Origin of the sequence: Vibrio sp. Scap24, assembly GCF_013394185.1 — a bacterium.
GTDB classification, from domain to species: domain Bacteria; phylum Pseudomonadota; class Gammaproteobacteria; order Enterobacterales; family Vibrionaceae; genus Vibrio; species Vibrio pomeroyi.
Genome location: NZ_CP041333.1, coordinates 1,295,313 through 1,312,317 on the forward strand (window position 1 = coordinate 1,295,313; position 17,005 = coordinate 1,312,317).

The 17,005-nt window shown below is 44.2% G+C and carries 14 protein-coding genes; 7 read left to right on the forward strand and 7 right to left on the reverse strand.

Going from position 1 to position 17,005, the window contains the following annotated elements; translation table 11 throughout:
* Nucleotides 1–84: 84 nt before the first annotated feature.
* From fhuB to FLM53_RS21250, 4 genes are all read right to left on the reverse strand, one after another.
* Nucleotides 85–2,079 (reverse strand): Fe(3+)-hydroxamate ABC transporter permease FhuB, encoded by a 1,995-nt coding sequence (gene fhuB / locus FLM53_RS21235; protein WP_176679521.1) that lies wholly within the window; start codon nucleotides 2,077–2,079, stop codon nucleotides 85–87.
* The gene (locus FLM53_RS21240; protein WP_176679520.1) at nucleotides 2,079–3,032 is read right to left on the reverse strand and encodes an iron-siderophore ABC transporter substrate-binding protein; all 954 of its coding nucleotides are present in this window, start codon (nucleotides 3,030–3,032) and stop codon (nucleotides 2,079–2,081) included. Before FLM53_RS21240 ends, fhuB begins: the two co-directional genes overlap by 1 nt.
* Nucleotides 3,033–3,123: 91 nt before the next feature.
* Nucleotides 3,124–5,253, reverse strand: a complete 2,130-nt coding sequence (locus FLM53_RS21245) for a TonB-dependent siderophore receptor (RefSeq protein ID WP_176679519.1) — start codon at nucleotides 5,251–5,253, stop codon at nucleotides 3,124–3,126.
* Between the two features lie 204 nt (nucleotides 5,254–5,457).
* Nucleotides 5,458–6,366 (reverse strand): AraC family transcriptional regulator, encoded by a 909-nt coding sequence (locus tag FLM53_RS21250; protein WP_017631137.1) that lies wholly within the window; start codon nucleotides 6,364–6,366, stop codon nucleotides 5,458–5,460.
* 219 nt (nucleotides 6,367–6,585) lie between these two features.
* On the opposite strand from FLM53_RS21250, the gene FLM53_RS21255 reads away from it, so the two are divergent.
* Both FLM53_RS21255 and FLM53_RS21260 read left to right on the forward strand, forming a co-directional pair.
* Nucleotides 6,586–7,344: a siderophore ferric iron reductase gene (locus FLM53_RS21255; RefSeq protein ID WP_176679518.1), complete on the forward strand. Its 759-nt coding sequence runs from the start codon at nucleotides 6,586–6,588 to the stop codon at nucleotides 7,342–7,344.
* A gap of 97 nt (nucleotides 7,345–7,441) precedes the next feature.
* Nucleotides 7,442–8,227 carry an ABC transporter ATP-binding protein gene (locus tag FLM53_RS21260; RefSeq protein WP_176679517.1) on the forward strand — a complete coding sequence of 262 codons (786 nt, stop codon included), beginning with the start codon at nucleotides 7,442–7,444 and terminating at the stop codon, nucleotides 8,225–8,227.
* 108 nt (nucleotides 8,228–8,335) lie between these two features.
* Here the strand turns inward: FLM53_RS21260 and FLM53_RS21265 are convergent, their stop codons facing one another.
* The gene (locus FLM53_RS21265; protein WP_176679516.1) at nucleotides 8,336–9,529 is read right to left on the reverse strand and encodes a multidrug effflux MFS transporter; all 1,194 of its coding nucleotides are present in this window, start codon (nucleotides 9,527–9,529) and stop codon (nucleotides 8,336–8,338) included.
* 271 nt (nucleotides 9,530–9,800) lie between these two features.
* Between FLM53_RS21265 and FLM53_RS21270 the strand changes: the two genes are divergently transcribed.
* The 4 genes from FLM53_RS21270 to FLM53_RS21285 all read left to right on the forward strand — a co-directional run bounded on the left by FLM53_RS21270 (nucleotide 9,801) and on the right by FLM53_RS21285 (nucleotide 12,799).
* Entirely contained in the window at nucleotides 9,801–10,892 is a 1,092-nt protein-coding gene (locus FLM53_RS21270; RefSeq protein WP_176679515.1) for a PQQ-dependent sugar dehydrogenase, read from the forward strand.
* A 448-nt stretch (nucleotides 10,893–11,340) separates the two neighbouring features.
* Nucleotides 11,341–11,550, forward strand: coding sequence for a cold-shock protein (locus FLM53_RS21275; RefSeq protein WP_010430417.1), 210 nt, complete (start codon nucleotides 11,341–11,343; stop codon nucleotides 11,548–11,550).
* Nucleotides 11,551–11,667: 117 nt separating this feature from the next.
* Entirely contained in the window at nucleotides 11,668–12,207 is a 540-nt protein-coding gene (locus FLM53_RS21280) for a YaeQ family protein (RefSeq protein ID WP_176679514.1), read from the forward strand.
* Nucleotides 12,200–12,799 carry a hypothetical protein gene (locus FLM53_RS21285; RefSeq protein ID WP_176679513.1) on the forward strand — a complete coding sequence of 200 codons (600 nt, stop codon included), beginning with the start codon at nucleotides 12,200–12,202 and terminating at the stop codon, nucleotides 12,797–12,799. Before FLM53_RS21280 ends, FLM53_RS21285 begins: the two co-directional genes overlap by 8 nt.
* A 938-nt stretch (nucleotides 12,800–13,737) precedes the next feature.
* Here FLM53_RS21285 and FLM53_RS21290 read toward each other — a convergent pair.
* Nucleotides 13,738–14,751, reverse strand: coding sequence for an IS110 family transposase (locus FLM53_RS21290; RefSeq protein WP_176679512.1), 1,014 nt, complete (start codon nucleotides 14,749–14,751; stop codon nucleotides 13,738–13,740).
* A gap of 146 nt (nucleotides 14,752–14,897) precedes the next feature.
* Nucleotides 14,898–15,551: a GTP cyclohydrolase I FolE gene (gene folE, locus FLM53_RS21295; protein ID WP_004737232.1), complete on the reverse strand. Its 654-nt coding sequence runs from the start codon at nucleotides 15,549–15,551 to the stop codon at nucleotides 14,898–14,900.
* 215 nt (nucleotides 15,552–15,766) lie between these two features.
* Here folE and moeA point away from each other — a divergent pair, with 215 nt between their 5' ends.
* Nucleotides 15,767–17,002, forward strand: a complete 1,236-nt coding sequence (gene moeA, locus FLM53_RS21300; protein ID WP_176679511.1) for a molybdopterin molybdotransferase MoeA — start codon at nucleotides 15,767–15,769, stop codon at nucleotides 17,000–17,002.
* The last annotated feature ends 3 nt before the right edge of the window (nucleotides 17,003–17,005 follow it).

The following is a 17,005-nucleotide window of genomic DNA, read 5'->3' on the forward strand; positions in this document are numbered from 1 at the left end:
GCAGTGATGGATGATTCCAATCACTGCCTTTCATGCTTGTTTCGATGAGCAAAGAACTTAGCGCTTAACTTGCTAACAGTTAACTCACGCTCTTCGAGATTTCAGTAACAAGAAGATGAAGTAACTACCACCAATAATTGAAACTAGTGTGCCTGCTGCAAGCTGCGCTGGGAACACCACCACTTGCCCTAGCCAGTCGGCGAATAACATCAGTGCTGCACCAATCAAAAACGATAAGGTGATCTGTTCTCGAACCAAGCGAGCACCAACCATAGCGGCGATATGTGGAGCCAGTAGACCAACAAAGGCGACCGGCCCCATGGTGGTTGTGACCATCGAACATAACACCGCGACAATGCACAACAGAGCCACATAAGCGATGGTGATGTTCAACCCTCTTGCACTTGCGAACTGACGGCCTGTCGCAATTAATGTCACCCAGCGACTCAGCAATAAAGCTACCCCAATACAAACCGTGATCACGATAGCCATGATCGTTGCTGCATCAGGTTCAACACGATAGGTAGAGCCTGCCAACCAAGCTAATAAGGTGTATTTCCCCTCACCAACTCGTGTTAAGGAAAATTGTACTAAAGCCTCTAACACCGCGGTCAGCGAGATACCGGTCAGAATTAAGATAGACGGAGCAAACTGATGCTTCTTGCCAAGGAACAGCAACAAACAGAGTGCAATAGCACTACCCAAAAACGCAACCCAAGGGCTTAGCGAGTGAATCGAGTATCCCATAAACAGGCTACTGAAAATCAACGCTAGCACCGCACCCGCCGATACGCCAAGAATGTCTGGGCTCGCAAGTGGGTTATAAACAAGCCTTTGTAAAATCACACCTGCCACTGCCAAACCGCCACCAGCAAATATTGCGGTTAACATTCTAGGCCAGCGAATAGACCACTCAAATGCGTCTGGGATAATGAAGTACCCCATATCTGAAGAAGGTTGTGACAATGTGCTTAACGCCAGTAAACCGAAGATCATCGCGCCCAACAAGAAATAAGCCAAAGGTGAAATAGACTTTGGCCCTTTAGGCATCGAGAAGAAGAGCTGATCTTGGGCTGACATCTGCTTGCGAGCAATAATGATCAAAGCTGGAGCGCCAATCACCGCGGTTGCCGTTCCTGTTGGAATCATATCCAAAGACCATTGCGCCAAGAAAATCGCCAAACTGTCGGTCACACAAAGCAACAGTGCACCTAACACGCAGCTTGCGATGAGTTCAGATTTCGCCTTTAAAAAGCCCAAATGTCTCGCGATGTTTGGCGCAATCAAACCAATAAAGCTGATCACACCCACCGAGGTAATCGACACGGAAACCAGCCAAACGCCAATCGCCATGAGTACAAAGAAAGTCGTACCGATGTTGAGACCACGCGCAGCAGCCCCTTCAGTGCCAATCGAAAGCAGAGTTAAAACCCTTGGAGCCAACAGGAAAATAGCAAAGATTGGCAGTAACTTAGGCATCAACCAAAGTACTTGTTCCCAACCATTCTGCCCAAGATCGCCAGCCCCCCAAACAAACAAGTTTTGCGCATATTGGTCATTAAGCAAAATAATCGCAGTTGCGAATGCGCCTAACAGTAAGTTAACCGCCATGCCCGCCAACACAATTGGCAAGCCACTCATGTTTTTGATGCCAACAATGGAGACAATCAGCCCCATTGCAAGTAACGCCCCGATTAGCGCGAACCAAACCGAATATTGAGCCACCAACATCGGTGCGACCACATTCAGAATGACCAGACCAAGCCACGCCCCTGATGATGTACCGAGTGTAAGCGGAGACATCATGCGGTTTTGCGTTAACTGTTGGAACAAACTACCGATAGTGCCGAGTGTTCCACCAACCAGAATAGCCATCACTAAACGAGGTAAGTTGACATAGATTAATGCCATCAACTCGAATGAATCATCGACCATTTTATTGAATGTAACGATGTCACTGATCTGTGAGACTTGTTGGAACAACTCACCGATAGGGCCAAATTCAGACTGGCCTAACCATAAATGAATAAGGGCGGCGATAAATAATACCGCCCCCATCATCAAACCACTGGATTTCATTACTGCTCCGCTAGCGTCAACAACGATTGCGCCATCGCTTCTGCGTTATACAAAATCGACATAGCACCGCCATAGCTCCAACTTGCTGCTACAGGGCTAAATTGACTATTACGAACGAAAGGCATGCTCTTCCAAACCGGAGAACGATCTAACTTGTCTTGATATGGGAAAGGTTCAAAGTAAAGCGCAATGCCACCCTTGACTTTCTTAAGCTCGGTCATACGCTTTTGACTGATGCCCCACTGACTCGCAGGAAGATCCATCGCATTTTCAAAGCCCAGTTGTTCAAGCGCATATTGTGGAATCGAGTTATCACCGTATATGTAAACCGAAGTCGTGCTCGCAAAACGGAAAGACGTGACTTTTGGCTTGTCGCCCGGATACGCTTTATCTAGTTCAGCTTTTAAAACGTCAAGGCGCTCATCCATCGCAGCCAGTTTCTTGTTCGCTTGCTCTTCTTTACCAAGCAATTGGCCTATCTTCTTGAAGTTATCGATAGCCGCCGCCGCATTACTGTGCTGTTCACTATACGTTTGGTAGTAAAGTACTGGCGCGATTTCTGACAGTCGCTCCTGAAGATCTTTCTGAGGTGAAGCGATAAGAATCACATCTGGGTTTAGCTTCTTGAGTGCAGAAAAGTTAGGCTCAGTTCGAGTACCAATATCCACCACGCCTTCTGGAATAGCAGGTTGGACAACCCAATCGCTATACCCAGCAATATCTGGCACAGCAACTGGCGTAACACCAAGTTCGATCACTTGTTCAGCAATGTCCCAGTTAAGCGCAGCCACTCTAACGGGTTGAGCTTCAAGGGTTTTGACCCCTTCACTGTCTTCGACTTGGAAATCCGCCATCGCATTAAACGATAAAGCACTCGCTAAAATAGATAGAGCGAGTTTGGTATTCAAATTTTTTACTTTAGAAAAATGAGAAGCCATTGGTTTTAAGCTCATATATTTGCCTACTTAATCTAAATTCGATATTTCTACAAACGACAAAAGCAGCCCGGAAAAGGCTGCTTTAAAATTGGGAACGCTAACTTAGTTAGAATTCATAGTTTACGTTGAATTCAACGGTTTGTTCTTGTCCGTACCAGCAGTAGCTCTCATTCCAGCACGTGTAATATTCTTCGTTGAAAATGTTATTCGCAACGAGATTAGCTGTCGCATTCTTTAAAGAACTGTTCATTTGACCTAAATCGTAACCAAGCGATAGATCAACTAAGGTGTATGAAGGAACAGTGCCTTTGTTTTTGTCTGATGCATCGTTGAGTACGGTTTCACCCACATAACGTACGCCGCCACCAACTCTAAGACCATTCATAACACCGTCACGTACAAAATAGTTAGCCCAAACATTTGCAGTATGATCTGGTACGAAAACAGGTGTTTGCCCAATGTTCGAAGCATCTTTATCTTCGGTAATTTCCATGTCGGTATACGTATAGTTAGCCAACAGGTCAAGGTTATCAGTTACTTGTGCACGACCTTCTAGCTCAACACCTTGCGAGCGGATCTCACCAACGGCTGTCCATGGTGAAGCTCCATCAGGGCGAACACCTACATTTTTCTTATTAACTTGGAAGAGAGCCAACGACCCTGATACCATATTTTCGTATGAGTCATACTTAAGGCCAAACTCTACTTGCTCACCAGTTTCAGGATCTAGGTTATTACCACTAGCATCTAGTTTTACATTAGGTTCGAAGCTAGTTGCAAAATTAGCAAATGGAGATAAACCACTATCAAATTTGTACAAAGCACCTAAACGGTATGAGAAGTTAGTATCGTCGGTTTCAGCTTTGCTTGGAGTGCCACCACCCACAGATACTTTGGTTGTGGTTTCAACTTTGTCAAAACGACCACCAGCAATGAATACCCAATTATCAATTAACATTTGGTCTTGAAAGTAAAGACCAAGCTGACTCATTTCAATGTCGTCATTCTGATAATACACTTTAGTGAAATCGTTCGGATTCAACTTATCGTTATTTGGATTATAAAGGTTGATCCCATCAACACCTGCGAAAGCGTCGTAAGCTACATCACCTTCAATGTTTCTGTAATCTAAACCAAAGAGTAAATAATGGTCCAATGAGCCAGTGGACACTAAGCCCGACAGTTGGTTATCAACACTTATACCCTTAGAGCTTTCATCAGTGCTATATGCTGTGCGATCCAACTCTCCCGTTGTCGCATCAAAATTGCCACTGGCAGTACTTTCTTGATAAAAATCAGCCTGCATATAGCGGAAGTTTTGTAAGAAAGCCCAGTTAGAGTTGAAATCATGATTAAATTTGTAACCAGTAATCAAGAAATCTCTTTCGATGGTGTTATAGTTAACGTCACCAGCAAATGTCGATGGTGAGATTTTACCTGATTCAATTGCAGCTAACGGTAGAGTCACGTTCTGACCGAGTGCAGGATCATTCTGATAATAAAGGTTAAAGTTAATAAAGGTTTTATCAGACACATACCAATCGATTGAAGGTGCAATCACATATCTCTCTTCTTCAACACCGTCCACTTGCGTATCTTTTTTACGACCAAGAGCAACTAAACGGTAAGCCACGTTGTCACTTAGTGCGCCTGTTGTATCAATTGATGCTTCAACAAGGTTATCTAACCCCGTAGCTAAACCGACTTTCGTAGATTCTTCAAACTTAGGAGCTTTGGCGATGATATTAACCATACCTCCTGGTGGCATACTTCCGTAAAGAACAGACGTTGGGCCTTTGAATATTTCTAAACGCTCCATCGCTATTGGGTCAATTTGAGGTTTTACATTCCAACCAGGAAGAGTCGGTAACATCATTCCGTCGTAGTAATTATTAGAAGAATCAAAACCACGAATTTTCACCCAATCAGTCAGGACTACTGCACCACCTTTGTTCTCAGTTGAAACACCAGGAGCGTATCGAAGAGCTTGCATAACAGACTTAACACCACGCTGTTCCATCTCTTCACTTTCGATAACGTTAAGAGTCTGCGGTGTCTCCTCAGGAGCTAAAACAGTTTTCGTTGCGGTATTACGATAGGCTTTACCCATAATCGTAACAGTTTCTACATTCGAATCTGCTGCTGTAGCAGTCTCTTCCGCCAAGGCTTGCGCTGAAAATGCAGTGAGCAACGCTACTGCAAGTGATGAATACTTAAAACGAGTGTGAGTGGTCATGATTCCCTCGGTACCAATGCTTAATATAAATAATAATAAATCTCATTTGCATTGTATGTATCTATGAATGGGATAATTAACAATTTGGTGCAAACTCACAAAGAACTTGGCCTATTTTCAATGGAATTAGGTCAATTGCTGATTAAAAGCACAATTGACCCTATTTTAGATGAGGTTTAACGAAAGGGTGAAACGAAGGTATGGCTAAGATTTAGTAATAGGAACCCAGTATTCCATGACAGCATCTGTGGCACGTGCTTGATAGGCTAATGGGTATACTTCAAGCTCATAACCATCAACACCTCGATAACCAGAACTCGGCAGCCAGTTAAGTACAAACCAGCTCAGAGTGTGTCTAAGGTTCTCAATCGGACCACAGTGTTTAACCACGGCATAGGTTTGCTTTGGAATGGTTAATACGTCTAACTTATCAGAGATAATGCTCGGCAATTGAGGAATTGAAATCTCATCATTCAGTTCTACTCCGGCCCAATAATGAATATTGGTACCATCAAAGCAAGATTGGGTAAGGTCAATAACACCAATAAACTGAAGTGCGTTATCGTCTGGCAGTGTCACTTCGCCTTCCAAGCGCGACCACAATTGAGGGACTTTCTCTGCAAAGTCTTGTGTCAGTGAAAACAAGCCGCTTATTTCTGAGGTAATACCTTTAACAAGGAATGACTCTCTTTCATCAATACGGACTTCGACAAAACTGAGTGGACCATTATCAGCAGCGCTTACCGTCTCAGATACTTGTATCGGTTTTCTAAGCCCCGCTCTTTTGCCCGCTTTTCTATACTGACTAGGGCTGGAACCAAACATCTGCTTAAAAGAGCGACTAAAACTAATTTCTGAATTGAATCCGAGTTCAAGCGCGATATCAATCACTCGCTCTTTGCTGTCCAACAGTTCTTCAGCCGCTTGGCTTAGCTTTAACTCTCTCACGTAGTTTGCCACGGTCAGTCCCGTTTCAGCTTGAAATACTCTTTGCAGTTGCCAGCGAGACCAACAGCTCTGTTTGGCAATATCTTCTAGCGATAGTGTCGAGCTAAGGTTCGCATGGATATAAGCCAATACGCGGCTAATACGGTCAAATGCAGGTGTGTTCATAGTCAAGCTTTCAAACTCTCGGTAGTGGCGACAACAGATTAGATTCAGAAATACTTTTTATCATTTAAAACGACTTTTATCACTTAAAAATGACTAAGGCATGCTCAATTTATAGATATCTTATATAACGAGTTCTCCGTGGGTATGCTCCATTTTGTATGGTTATCCTCGATAAGGTCCGCTATGATAACGAAACTGATTCTCATTTAATGGTTTAAGATGCTTTCCCAGCTGCACAACATCATCACTCGTCGGAGAGCCCCTTCTCTACACCAAAAAATCTTCGCTTACTCTAAACAAGTCACGCCTTATTTAAGCGGCAGTTATGGTTCTCTGAGCAGCAGAAGCATCGCAATGACGAATGATAAGAGCCATATCGAGATCAAACGTGTTTACGATGGCTTAGCGGAAAATCACACAGAAGCAGGTAAAGCTTATTGGTTAACCCGAACCTGGGATCTAGTCTGCTGGCAACCTATCTATGTGACCTTCGTTTCTATCTACGGCCTTCACTCGCTGCCTGATATCAAGAATATCGGTCAGTTTAGATACAAAGAGTTCGTCACAGGATATCGCTTCTTTAATGGTGATCATCAACACGGCTCACCTGAGGAATTGATACCTAAAGCGGGCGAAGCCATACTTGCACTTACTGAGTTTTATCGCAGTCAAATAAGTGAATGGACACGCATCCGCCCTGGTTTTACTAACCATTTATTGGCGGATCTACTGTTAGGCAGCCTGATCAAATTACAGCAGCATGAGCCGAGCCTAACCAACGACTACATCACTGCACAAGCTAAGCTTTGGTTAGAAGCATGCCAATTACCTGAAAGTCACTTAGACAGTCTCAAGGTCGATGCCGATTCTGGGATGCTTAAACTGATTAGAGTAAGCTGCTGCCTAGTCTACAAATGCGACTCCAGGAAGTATTGTGACGATTGCCCTAGGCACCCAGACAATAAAAAAACTGCGTAATATCACCCTCTATTTTTAGAGACCAGTAAAGCGGCTTTTAGAAACCAATAAAGCGGCTTTTATTGAGCAGCTTTATTGGTCAAAAAACAGGACTGACATGTTTCAGCTTTCAAACATCAAAATCGTTCGTGATGAGCGAACCATTCTCTCAATTGATGAGCTTTCTATTCCGACCAATGAGCTTACCGTGGTTTTGGGTCACAATGGCTCTGGTAAATCGACATTGGTTAACTTGCTTTCAGGGCAGATGTCGCCAGACTACGGCACAGTTGAATTAGACAATGCGTCTCTTTCTTCATTAAAAAGCAAAGACTTAGCCAAGAAGATTGCGTATTTGCCACAAAAACTTCCTGCTTCTGCAGGCTTAACGGTGGAAGAACTGGTTCGCTTAGGGCGTTTTCCTTGGCGAGGCGCGTTAGGTCGTTGGAACTCAGAAGACAAATCCATCATCCAACAAGCGATGGAGAGAACGGGCGTTGCTGAGTTTGCACAGGCGTTGGCGGACGATTTATCCGGCGGTGAACGCCAGCGTGCGTGGGTATCGATGTTGCTTGCACAACAGTCTCCGGTATTGATCCTCGATGAGCCAACATCAGCACTGGATGTTCATCACCAATTCCAACTGATGGGTTTACTGTCTGAACTGAACAAAAAAGAAGACGTTGGCGTTATCGTAATTCTGCACGACTTGAACCTTGCACTCCGCTACGCGACACACATCGTTGCTCTAAAGAAAGGTCGAATAGCATTTGAAGGCAGCGCCGATAAGTTACTCGATGAACAGGCACTGTCTGCACTGTATGAGTCCCCTATCCGACTGATCGACCATCCGGTTCCAGCCAAAACAGCGGCAAGCGAGAAAGTCGCAGTAGTCTGCGAATAGCTTATATTTTGGCAACTTAAAACCAAAACGCTGAACATTAAAAAGGCCATTGAAATTCATCACTTCAATGGCCTTTCCTGTTTAAATTCGCTAACTAATTTTAACTCACTAGCTAAGCTGAGAATCTCTAGCTTCTTGGCTACTAAAGCCTCGCAGAATATTAAACAGCGTAATCACAGTGAATAACGCAATGACCATTGATAAATGCCACGCCTCTCCTAGTCCAAGCTTAACCAAACCCATACTGACAATCGAAGACACGACCATTTGACCACCGCCCGACATCGCTGCTGCCGCACCTGCGTTCTTTTTGTAAGGCAGCATCACCAAAGCCTGAGCACAAGGTAGCGCAATACCATTACCGAGTATCATTAAAAACTGACCAATCATTAGATACAAAGGTTCAAGTGGACAGAAGAAAAGCCACAACGCAGCAGAGATGTGTAACACAGGCGTGCACAACAGTGTTTTCTTATTGCCTAATATTGGACGAATACGGTTACACAAGCTTGTCCCACCAAGCATGCCCAACGCAGGAATCACCGCCCACATTGCGTATTCATCGGACGTCATGCCGATTTGGTTCTGCATGATAAATGGCATCACCGACACAGTGGTGATCATCAAACTAAAATTAAGCCAGCCAATGCTCGCAAAGCTCATAAAGTAGCGAGAAGTGAGCAGTTCTTTATATTGCAATGCCATTTTCTTCGGTGAAGGAATCGAAGAGAACTGAGTAACGGTTTCTTTGAATTTGAACGCCAAGACCACCCAAGCCAATGAGACATATCCAAGTAGCGAGATGAATACCATACTCCAGCCAAAGTGGAAGTTGATAAACCCACCGATAACAGGCGCAATCAGAGGAGTAATAGACGCTACCATGGCGATATAGGACATCGCTAATGGTAAGTCAGACCCGCTGAATCTATCTCGTGTGGACGCGCGAGCAAGCACGGCACAACAGCCTGTTCCTAAACCTTGCAGGAATCGACCCAACACCATGCTGGTAAACGAATGACTGAAGAAGATGATCATCAACAGACCAAGCATGGCGAGTAACAAGCCACTCAACAGAACCTTTTTACGTCCTAAAGCGTCTGAGATTGGGCCATAGATAAACTGTGAAGGTCCGAAGCCAAGCAAATACACACTCACCAGAAGTTGAGCTTGTTCTAGCGAGACATCAAAGTCTTTGGCGATCCAAGGTAATGAAGGAAACACCAAACCCATACTGAGTTGGCCAATACTGATGACCAAACACGCCAGTAAAATCGACTTAAAATCGAATCGACGACTCATGATGCAGAACGCGCGGTTAAAAAGAGACTTGGGTCATCAACCTGACAACATGAAGGTGCGTAAAGTAGTGAGCATGTTGCAGGTGTGGTATTCATGGTGCTCCGAAAGGAATCAAATAGAGTTTGGCAGGGTAAACATACGTGAGCTTGTATAATCATACAATACTGACTGAACTAAATATGTGAATAGTGACTTTTCACATTCCTTAACTTTCCGCCTGTCGTTCAAACACGCTAGACTAACACTAGTTCTTAATAATGAAGGGACTTCAATGAACACTCATCACCGCATTCTCTCCTCTGCACTTGCAATCATCGCATCAGGCGTCATCACTTCAACCCCAGCGTTTGCATGGCAAGCTGAGAAGATCACAGACGGTCTCGTAATCCCATGGGGCCTAGCTTATGTCGATGACGGCTCTATGCTTCTCACAGAAAAAGCAGGCGTCATTAAACACATTGATCTGAAGTCGGGAGAGCAAAATACACTGTTCAGGCTGCCTAATGTATGGGCGAAAGGCCAAGGTGGTTTGTTGGATATCACGCTATCCCCTTTTGAAGAAGACAAGTTCTATGTTACCTACAGTAAAGACGTCGATGGCGAAGGCGTAACCACACTCGCTACTGCTACATACAAAGATGATGAAGTGTCCAATTGGCAAGATGTGTTTGTTTCTAAGTCAAGAACTGACACAGGCCGTCACTTTGGTAGTCGCATTACCTTTGACGATAGTCACCTGTACTTTTCCATTGGCGACCGTGGTGACCGAGACAATGGTCAAAATACCTTAACCCATGCGGGTTCGATATTGCGGCTAAATGCTGACGGGAGCATACCAAGCGACAACCCTTTCACAGATAACGACAAGGTTCTCGACGAGATTTGGAGTTTCGGTCACCGCAACCCACAAGGGCTTTTCTATGATTTTCCAAGTCAAAAGCTTTGGTCTATTGAACACGGTCCGCGTGGCGGTGATGAAATTAACCTAATAAAAGCGGGAGCCAACTACGGGTGGCCAGTGACATCACACGGTAAAGAGTATTGGGGTCCTATCAGCGTTGGTGATTCGGAAACCAAAGAAGGCATTGAAGCACCTAAAAAGGTATACATTCCCTCAATCGCACCGGGAAGTTTGATCGTCTACCAAGGCGAAAAGTACCCAGAACTACAGGGGAAACTGTTGGCAGGGGCACTCAAACTTACCCACATCAATATCGTCACAGTCAACGAGCAAGGTGAGGCAATAAAAGAAGAGCGTATTCTAGAAGACTTAGGGGAAAGGATAAGAGACATCGAAACCTCACCAAGCGGCGACATCTATTTTAGTACTGACAACGGCAACCTTTATCGCCTGAAAAAATAGCCTAGCTCTCTTTAGAATAGAGACACAATACTGACAACGAAATTTATAAATAAAAGCCGTTAAAACTGGGCTCAAAGTCCAATTAACGGCTCACTTACTGCAAAATAAAATGTGCCAAAACAGTGCAACGACTCTAATTTTGTCATCAAACATACCTATGTTTTTCACAAAAACGACAAGAAATCACCATACAACTGTAACTCCATGATATTTAAGGAATGCAAAGTTTGACTACCCCCAAGTTTCTGCAACCTTTCCCTATGTATTCGATTGACTATCCCCTGATTTGATTTAGACTCGTTTCCGGCTAGAAAGAAAGTTCTTTGTATATAAACATTTCGTTGGATTACTAGTAACCCCGTTGTGTTGTACGCAATAGCAATAAACTTTTCCGCGCTATCAGTGCCACAATTGGCTCAAAATAAAAATTTAATTTTAGGATATCATCATGTCTAACACAGTTACTGGTACAGTAAAGTGGTTCAACGAAACTAAAGGCTTCGGCTTCATTCAACAAGAAAACGGCCCAGACGTATTCGCACACTTCTCTGCTATCACAGGCGACGGTTTCAAAACTCTTGCTGAAGGCCAAAAAGTTGAGTTCGTAGTATCTCAAGGTCAAAAAGGCCCACAAGCTGACAGCATCAAAGTACTTTAATTTAGTATTTTATAGCTTTCTAAAAATAGCCAGCCTCTGCTGGCTATTTTTTTACCCGCTATTCAGAGATTTAAGGTAATATTCCCCTTCACTATTTCTACCTAAGACACGTCCTCAATGGCTCTTAAACCGACAATCTACAAGTTTCGTATCTCTTTAACCGATATGAATCGCGACTATTACGACTCTTTTAATCTAACGGTTGCACAACATCCGTCTGAAACAGAACAGCGAATGATGGCTCGTATCATGGCTTTTTGTATCAATGCGTCTCCTGAACTTGAGTTCACTAAAGGGTTGTCTAGCATTGAAGAACCAGATTTATGGCAGAAGTCTTTAGATGACCAGATCCTAGAATGGGTTGATGTGGGCGAACCGGATCCAGAACGTGTTAAGAAAGCGACTCGTCTATCTAAATCTGTGCGCGTATTTAGCTTCAACACTAAATCAAACGTTTGGTGGGAGCAGAACAAAGGCAAATTCGGTTATCTAAAAGCTCAAATCGTTCGTCTAGACAACGAAGGTATCGAGCAATTAGCCGCAATGACACAACGCACAATGGATCTTTTAGTGATGCTGACGGGCAACTCAGCGTTCGTAAATAGCGACACACAATCAGCTGAAGTAACGTGGGAAGAGCTACAGAGTAATGACTGAGCTACCAAATAACAGTCAGCAGAAACTTGAAGCAAACCAGCGAGCTAAAACTAAACTCTACGTTTGTTTGAAAGAGTCTGGTTTAGACTCAGTAACTGCGATTGCGACAGGTTGTGAGAAAGAGCTAGCGTCTTTTATCGACGAAAACCATGCCCTGTTTAAACACGCTTGTGAGAATAAGCCTGATAACTCAGCACGTCAGACACTGCTTGGCCTGTTGACCAAAGAACATATTGACGCAAGCTATCGCTTTGAGAGCAATAAAGATGCTAGTGAAGCGATGCAAAGTGTCTTCGATAATACGGTAGGCAGTAAGCACGGCGACAAGTTTCAAAACTCGAACTCTCAGCAGTTAAAGTTAGTAACGCATTTATGGTTGTTCATTCAAGGTCGACTTGGAATGGATTACAGCCTAGCCAATGATCACGCTGCAGCAACCGCCAAACTACTGTCTCGCTTATCAAGAAGCACAGGTGATGAAATCCGTGTTGAGTTCATGGCGAGTTTTTATGATGGCTTGAATATCTATCAAGCAGAGAATAAGCCGTCCGGCTTCATTCATAGCTTAAAGCGTTTGTTTAACCTTTCTTAAGCATTACACCAGCTGCTGTATCTAAATTTGCGCTTTATAGGTTCTGTAGAGCGCATCTATTTCCAACAACCGTTTTCACTATCAATTCAGAGCACAAGAGCAGATTCCCTATTACGCTCGTTCCTCACTTTAGGGAATGACGGAGGTGTGTGCTCAAAATTTATTGAGTGCGTTTCACCTAAACAAATACACAGATAAGCCTGTGTTCACCAGTATTCTTAAGATGCTCCAGGGTAAGCTCGCCCAAATTCTCCGTCACCCTCAAAATACTCTTGAGTCAAATCCCCCAATATTCTCCGTCATCCCCGAGAGGGAGGAACGACTGAGTCGGGGATCTCATACGAAGTTAGGCAACCATAGATACAAAAATCATATTCCCTATTACGCTCATACCTCACTTTAGGGAATGGCAGGGTTATGTGTGCAAAGCTTATTGAGTGCGTTTCACGCAGACACTTTCACCACTGTTCTCAAGACGCACCTGAATAAACTCGTCGAAATTCTCCGTCACTCTCAACATACACTTGAGTCAAATCCCTTAATATTCCCCGTCATCCCCGAGAGGGAGGAACGACTGAGTCGGGGATCTCATAGAAAGTCAGAAAACCGCGCAGACAAACAGATTCCCTACTCGCTCATTCTTCACTCTAGCGAATTACGACATTCGCAGTTATTGAAGTTAACTTTATTACAGGCACAAAAATGTATGGTCCGCCCCGTTATTGCAACTACAATTAAGTAATAACGGAGTTGGTTTGCGCTAATGTATTCGGAGTCCTTGTTGGGAGCACTAGCTTCCCAGCTCCACGATGATATCCGCGCCAGATTATCCTTAAAAAGCCCAAAGCATTGATTGCTATTTTTTGTGTCAGGTTCTTAATCTGGCCGATTGACCGTTTTTGTCATCACGTTCATTGACGTTGCAAACTTGGTTATAGCTAAACAGCCTTAAAAGCTTGGCGGTGGTATAACACCGCCCAAGCTATCCTCACTAGCTTGTTGGCTAATGCGACTACCACTACATTAAATGGTTTGGTGGCTCGTAGATTCACAAGCCACTCTCCAAACACTTTCCCTGTCGTCTCTAGTCTAGAGAGTACAGCCCTTGCCCCATGGACAAACAGAGTTCTGAGGTGTTTATTCCCTCGTTTACTCATACCAAGTAGCTTGGTCTTTCCTCCCGTTGAGAATTGCCTTGGCACAAGCCCCAACCAAGCCGCCATCTCACGGCCATTGGTAAAGTTACTCGGAGAGCTTACATCGGCAATACACAATGTGGAGGTAAGATCACCAATTCCAGGGATAGTTTTTAATAATTGAGCACTTTCGTTGTTATTAACAATAGTTTGAAGCTTGTTATCTTGAGTTTTGATTTGTTCATTAAGGTACTTGTAATGCTCGTGGATAGATATCAATTCACATAGCAAGCTTTTTGGTAATGAGACGGTTTGTTCTGCTAACCATTGAAACAAAGACTTCATCTTTGCATGCCCTTTGGGAAAGCTAAGGCCGAACTCAAGTAAGATCGCTCCGATCCGCGACATAGTGGCAGTTCTCTCCTTGATATAACTATCTCTGACTCGATGAATCGCTGCGATGACTTGAGCCTCTTCACTTTTTACAGCTACAAACCTCATGGTCGGTCGACCCGCAGCCTCTGCGATCGCTGAAGCATCGATGAAATCGTTTTTATTGCCTTTGACATAAGGCTTAACATACTGAGGGGGAATAAGTCGGGGTTGATGCCCAAACTCACTACATTTTCGAGCAAGCCAATGAGCACCGCCACAGGCTTCGAAAGCAATAGTTGTTGGTTCTATTTTACTAAGAAAGATTAAGAGTTGGTTACGATTAAATTTACGACGAAGCACCTCCACACCACAACGGTTATGTGCGATAGCATGGAAGCAATGTTTACCTAGGTCGATACCTAAAATATGAATAGAAGACATATGGTTCACCTCATTCTGAGAGCCTACTCTAAGCTTAAGGGCTTGAGAGTGAGGCGGACCATATAATTAAGCCCCGCGAGTGCGAGGCTTAGAATCTTGGTTGCCGATTTACTGAGGCTAAATCGTACTTATCACATTACTTACGATTAACGCAGGCCGTGTAAAAACTCGTGACGCGTTGCTGGGTTAGATTTGAAAATACCGCCCAATGCCGTGGTTGTTGTTTCGCTGGTTGCATCCATTACACCGCGCGATTTCACACAGTAGTGAACCGCATCCATAGTTACTGCAACATCTTCAGTTTCAAGCAAGGTTTGCAAAGCGACAAGGATCTGCTGAGTCATACGCTCTTGAACTTGTGGACGCTGTGCAAAGAAGCGCACGATACGGTTGATCTTAGACAGACCAATGATCTTGCCACGAGGGATATAAGCGACCGCTGTTTTGCCATCGATGGTCACTAAGTGATGCTCACAAGTACTGGTCACGGTAATGTCTTTCACACGTACCATTTCGCGAACGCCCATCTTGTTTTCAATTACGGTAATTTTAGGGAAATTAGCGTAATCCAAACCAGAGAAAATCTCATCCACGTACATTTTCGCAATGCGGTGTGGTGTTTCTTCCAGACTATCGTCCGTAAGATCAAGTTCGAGTAGAGTGAGAATCTCGCGCATATGGTGTTCGATTCGTTCCTTTTTCTCTTCTCGGCTCACCTGGTTTGGACTCATTGGTGTCTCTAAACCACGGCTTGCTAGCGCATCTTTAACCAACTTCGCTGATTCGCTAAGACCTGACATTGAACTTCCTCTTTTATTACCCCTTCTGGATGGCAAACAAGGATACTCGGAATTTTGAATAAATACACCCATATTTTAAGGGAGGTCATTATTTACGGGGCTTAAACTGTGCTAGAGTGGCTAGAATTTCGTTGGCGAATCAGGTGTTCTGATCACTTTTCAACCACCATTGCCAACCACAAAATCAAAACAATAACGATCAAAGGATTTCAATTATGGGCTGTTGCGACGCTCCGGGCTTAATGCCAATTGAAGAAGCACTAGATAAGCTACTGTCACCAATCAAACCAATCCAAACTACCCTGACTCTGCCATTGGCGGAGGCATTGGGCTACGTTCTTGCTGAAGACATACTCTCCCCTATTTTTGTACCTCCTTTTGATAACTCAGCAATGGACGGTTACGCACTGCGTTTAGCGGACCTAGAGAACGGTAAAGTACTGCCATTGGCGGGCAAGTCTTTTGCGGGTCAGCCATTTGAAGGCGAATGGCCAAGCAATACCTGTATTCGCATTATGACTGGCGCTAAAATCCCAGAAGGTTGTGATGCCGTCATCATGCAAGAAAACACTCGCGAAACCGATGCGGGCATTGATATTCAGCAAGATGACATCAAACTGAACAACAACATTCGCCCTACGGGTGACGACATCAAACAAGGTGACATAGTTCTTAGCCGCGGTGAACGTTTAACACCTCGCGATATTCCAATGATCGCTTCACTCGGTGTGAGCCACGTGACTGTTGCGCACAAACCTAAAGTCGCTTTCTTCTCTACTGGCGATGAGCTAAAGCCGCTAGGTCAGCCACTTGAAGATGGTCAAATCTACGATAGCAACCGCTACGGTATCAAACCACTAATTGAAGCGTTTGGTTGTGAAGCGATTGACCTAGGCATTATTCCTGATTGCCCTGCAACGCTTAAAGAGACCTTTGTAAAAGCGCAAGAATTAGCAGACGTTGTCGTGACTTCTGGCGGCGTAAGTGTAGGCGAAGCTGATTACACCAAAGACATTCTTGAAGAACTTGGCGAAATCGGCTTTTGGAAACTAGCAATCAAACCGGGTAAGCCATTCGCTTTTGGTGAATTAGACAACGCTTGGTTCTGTGGCCTTCCGGGCAACCCAGTTTCTGCAATGATGACTATGTACGTGTTGGTTCAACCTATGCTGGCTAAACTTGCAGGTCATACTGCGTGGACAGCGCCAGAATCTATTCCAGCAACGACTAAGTCTGCCTTCAAGAAAGGCCCAGGCCGTACTGATTACCAACGTGGCATCTACTCGATTGAAAACGGTCAGTTTGTGGTTGAAACAACAGGTAACCAAAGTTCAGGCGCTTTCCGCTCAATGAGCCTAGCAAACTGCTTTGTGGTATTAGAACGCGAACGTGGTCGAGTGGAAGTCGGCGAAACAGTTCAAATTCAACTGTTTAACTCTACGCTTTACTAACGA

What these genes read in the sequence shown, in the direction of transcription:
- fhuB (WP_176679521.1), bottom strand. Translation starts at nt 2,079, where the DNA reads ATGAAATCCAGTGGTTTGATGATGGGGGCGGTATTATTTATCGCCGCC.
- FLM53_RS21240 (WP_176679520.1), bottom strand. Translation starts at nt 3,032, where the DNA reads ATGAGCTTAAAACCAATGGCTTCTCATTTTTCTAAAGTAAAAAATTTG.
- FLM53_RS21245 (WP_176679519.1), bottom strand. Translation starts at nt 5,253, where the DNA reads ATGACCACTCACACTCGTTTTAAGTATTCATCACTTGCAGTAGCGTTG.
- FLM53_RS21250 (WP_017631137.1), bottom strand. Translation starts at nt 6,366, where the DNA reads ATGAACACACCTGCATTTGACCGTATTAGCCGCGTATTGGCTTATATC.
- FLM53_RS21255 (WP_176679518.1), top strand. Translation starts at nt 6,586, where the DNA reads ATGCTTTCCCAGCTGCACAACATCATCACTCGTCGGAGAGCCCCTTCT.
- FLM53_RS21260 (WP_176679517.1), top strand. Translation starts at nt 7,442, where the DNA reads ATGTTTCAGCTTTCAAACATCAAAATCGTTCGTGATGAGCGAACCATT.
- FLM53_RS21265 (WP_176679516.1), bottom strand. Translation starts at nt 9,529, where the DNA reads ATGAGTCGTCGATTCGATTTTAAGTCGATTTTACTGGCGTGTTTGGTC.
- FLM53_RS21270 (WP_176679515.1), top strand. Translation starts at nt 9,801, where the DNA reads ATGAACACTCATCACCGCATTCTCTCCTCTGCACTTGCAATCATCGCA.
- FLM53_RS21275 (WP_010430417.1), top strand. Translation starts at nt 11,341, where the DNA reads ATGTCTAACACAGTTACTGGTACAGTAAAGTGGTTCAACGAAACTAAA.
- FLM53_RS21280 (WP_176679514.1), top strand. Translation starts at nt 11,668, where the DNA reads ATGGCTCTTAAACCGACAATCTACAAGTTTCGTATCTCTTTAACCGAT.
- FLM53_RS21285 (WP_176679513.1), top strand. Translation starts at nt 12,200, where the DNA reads ATGACTGAGCTACCAAATAACAGTCAGCAGAAACTTGAAGCAAACCAG.
- FLM53_RS21290 (WP_176679512.1), bottom strand. Translation starts at nt 14,751, where the DNA reads ATGTCTTCTATTCATATTTTAGGTATCGACCTAGGTAAACATTGCTTC.
- folE (WP_004737232.1), bottom strand. Translation starts at nt 15,551, where the DNA reads ATGTCAGGTCTTAGCGAATCAGCGAAGTTGGTTAAAGATGCGCTAGCA.
- moeA (WP_176679511.1), top strand. Translation starts at nt 15,767, where the DNA reads ATGGGCTGTTGCGACGCTCCGGGCTTAATGCCAATTGAAGAAGCACTA.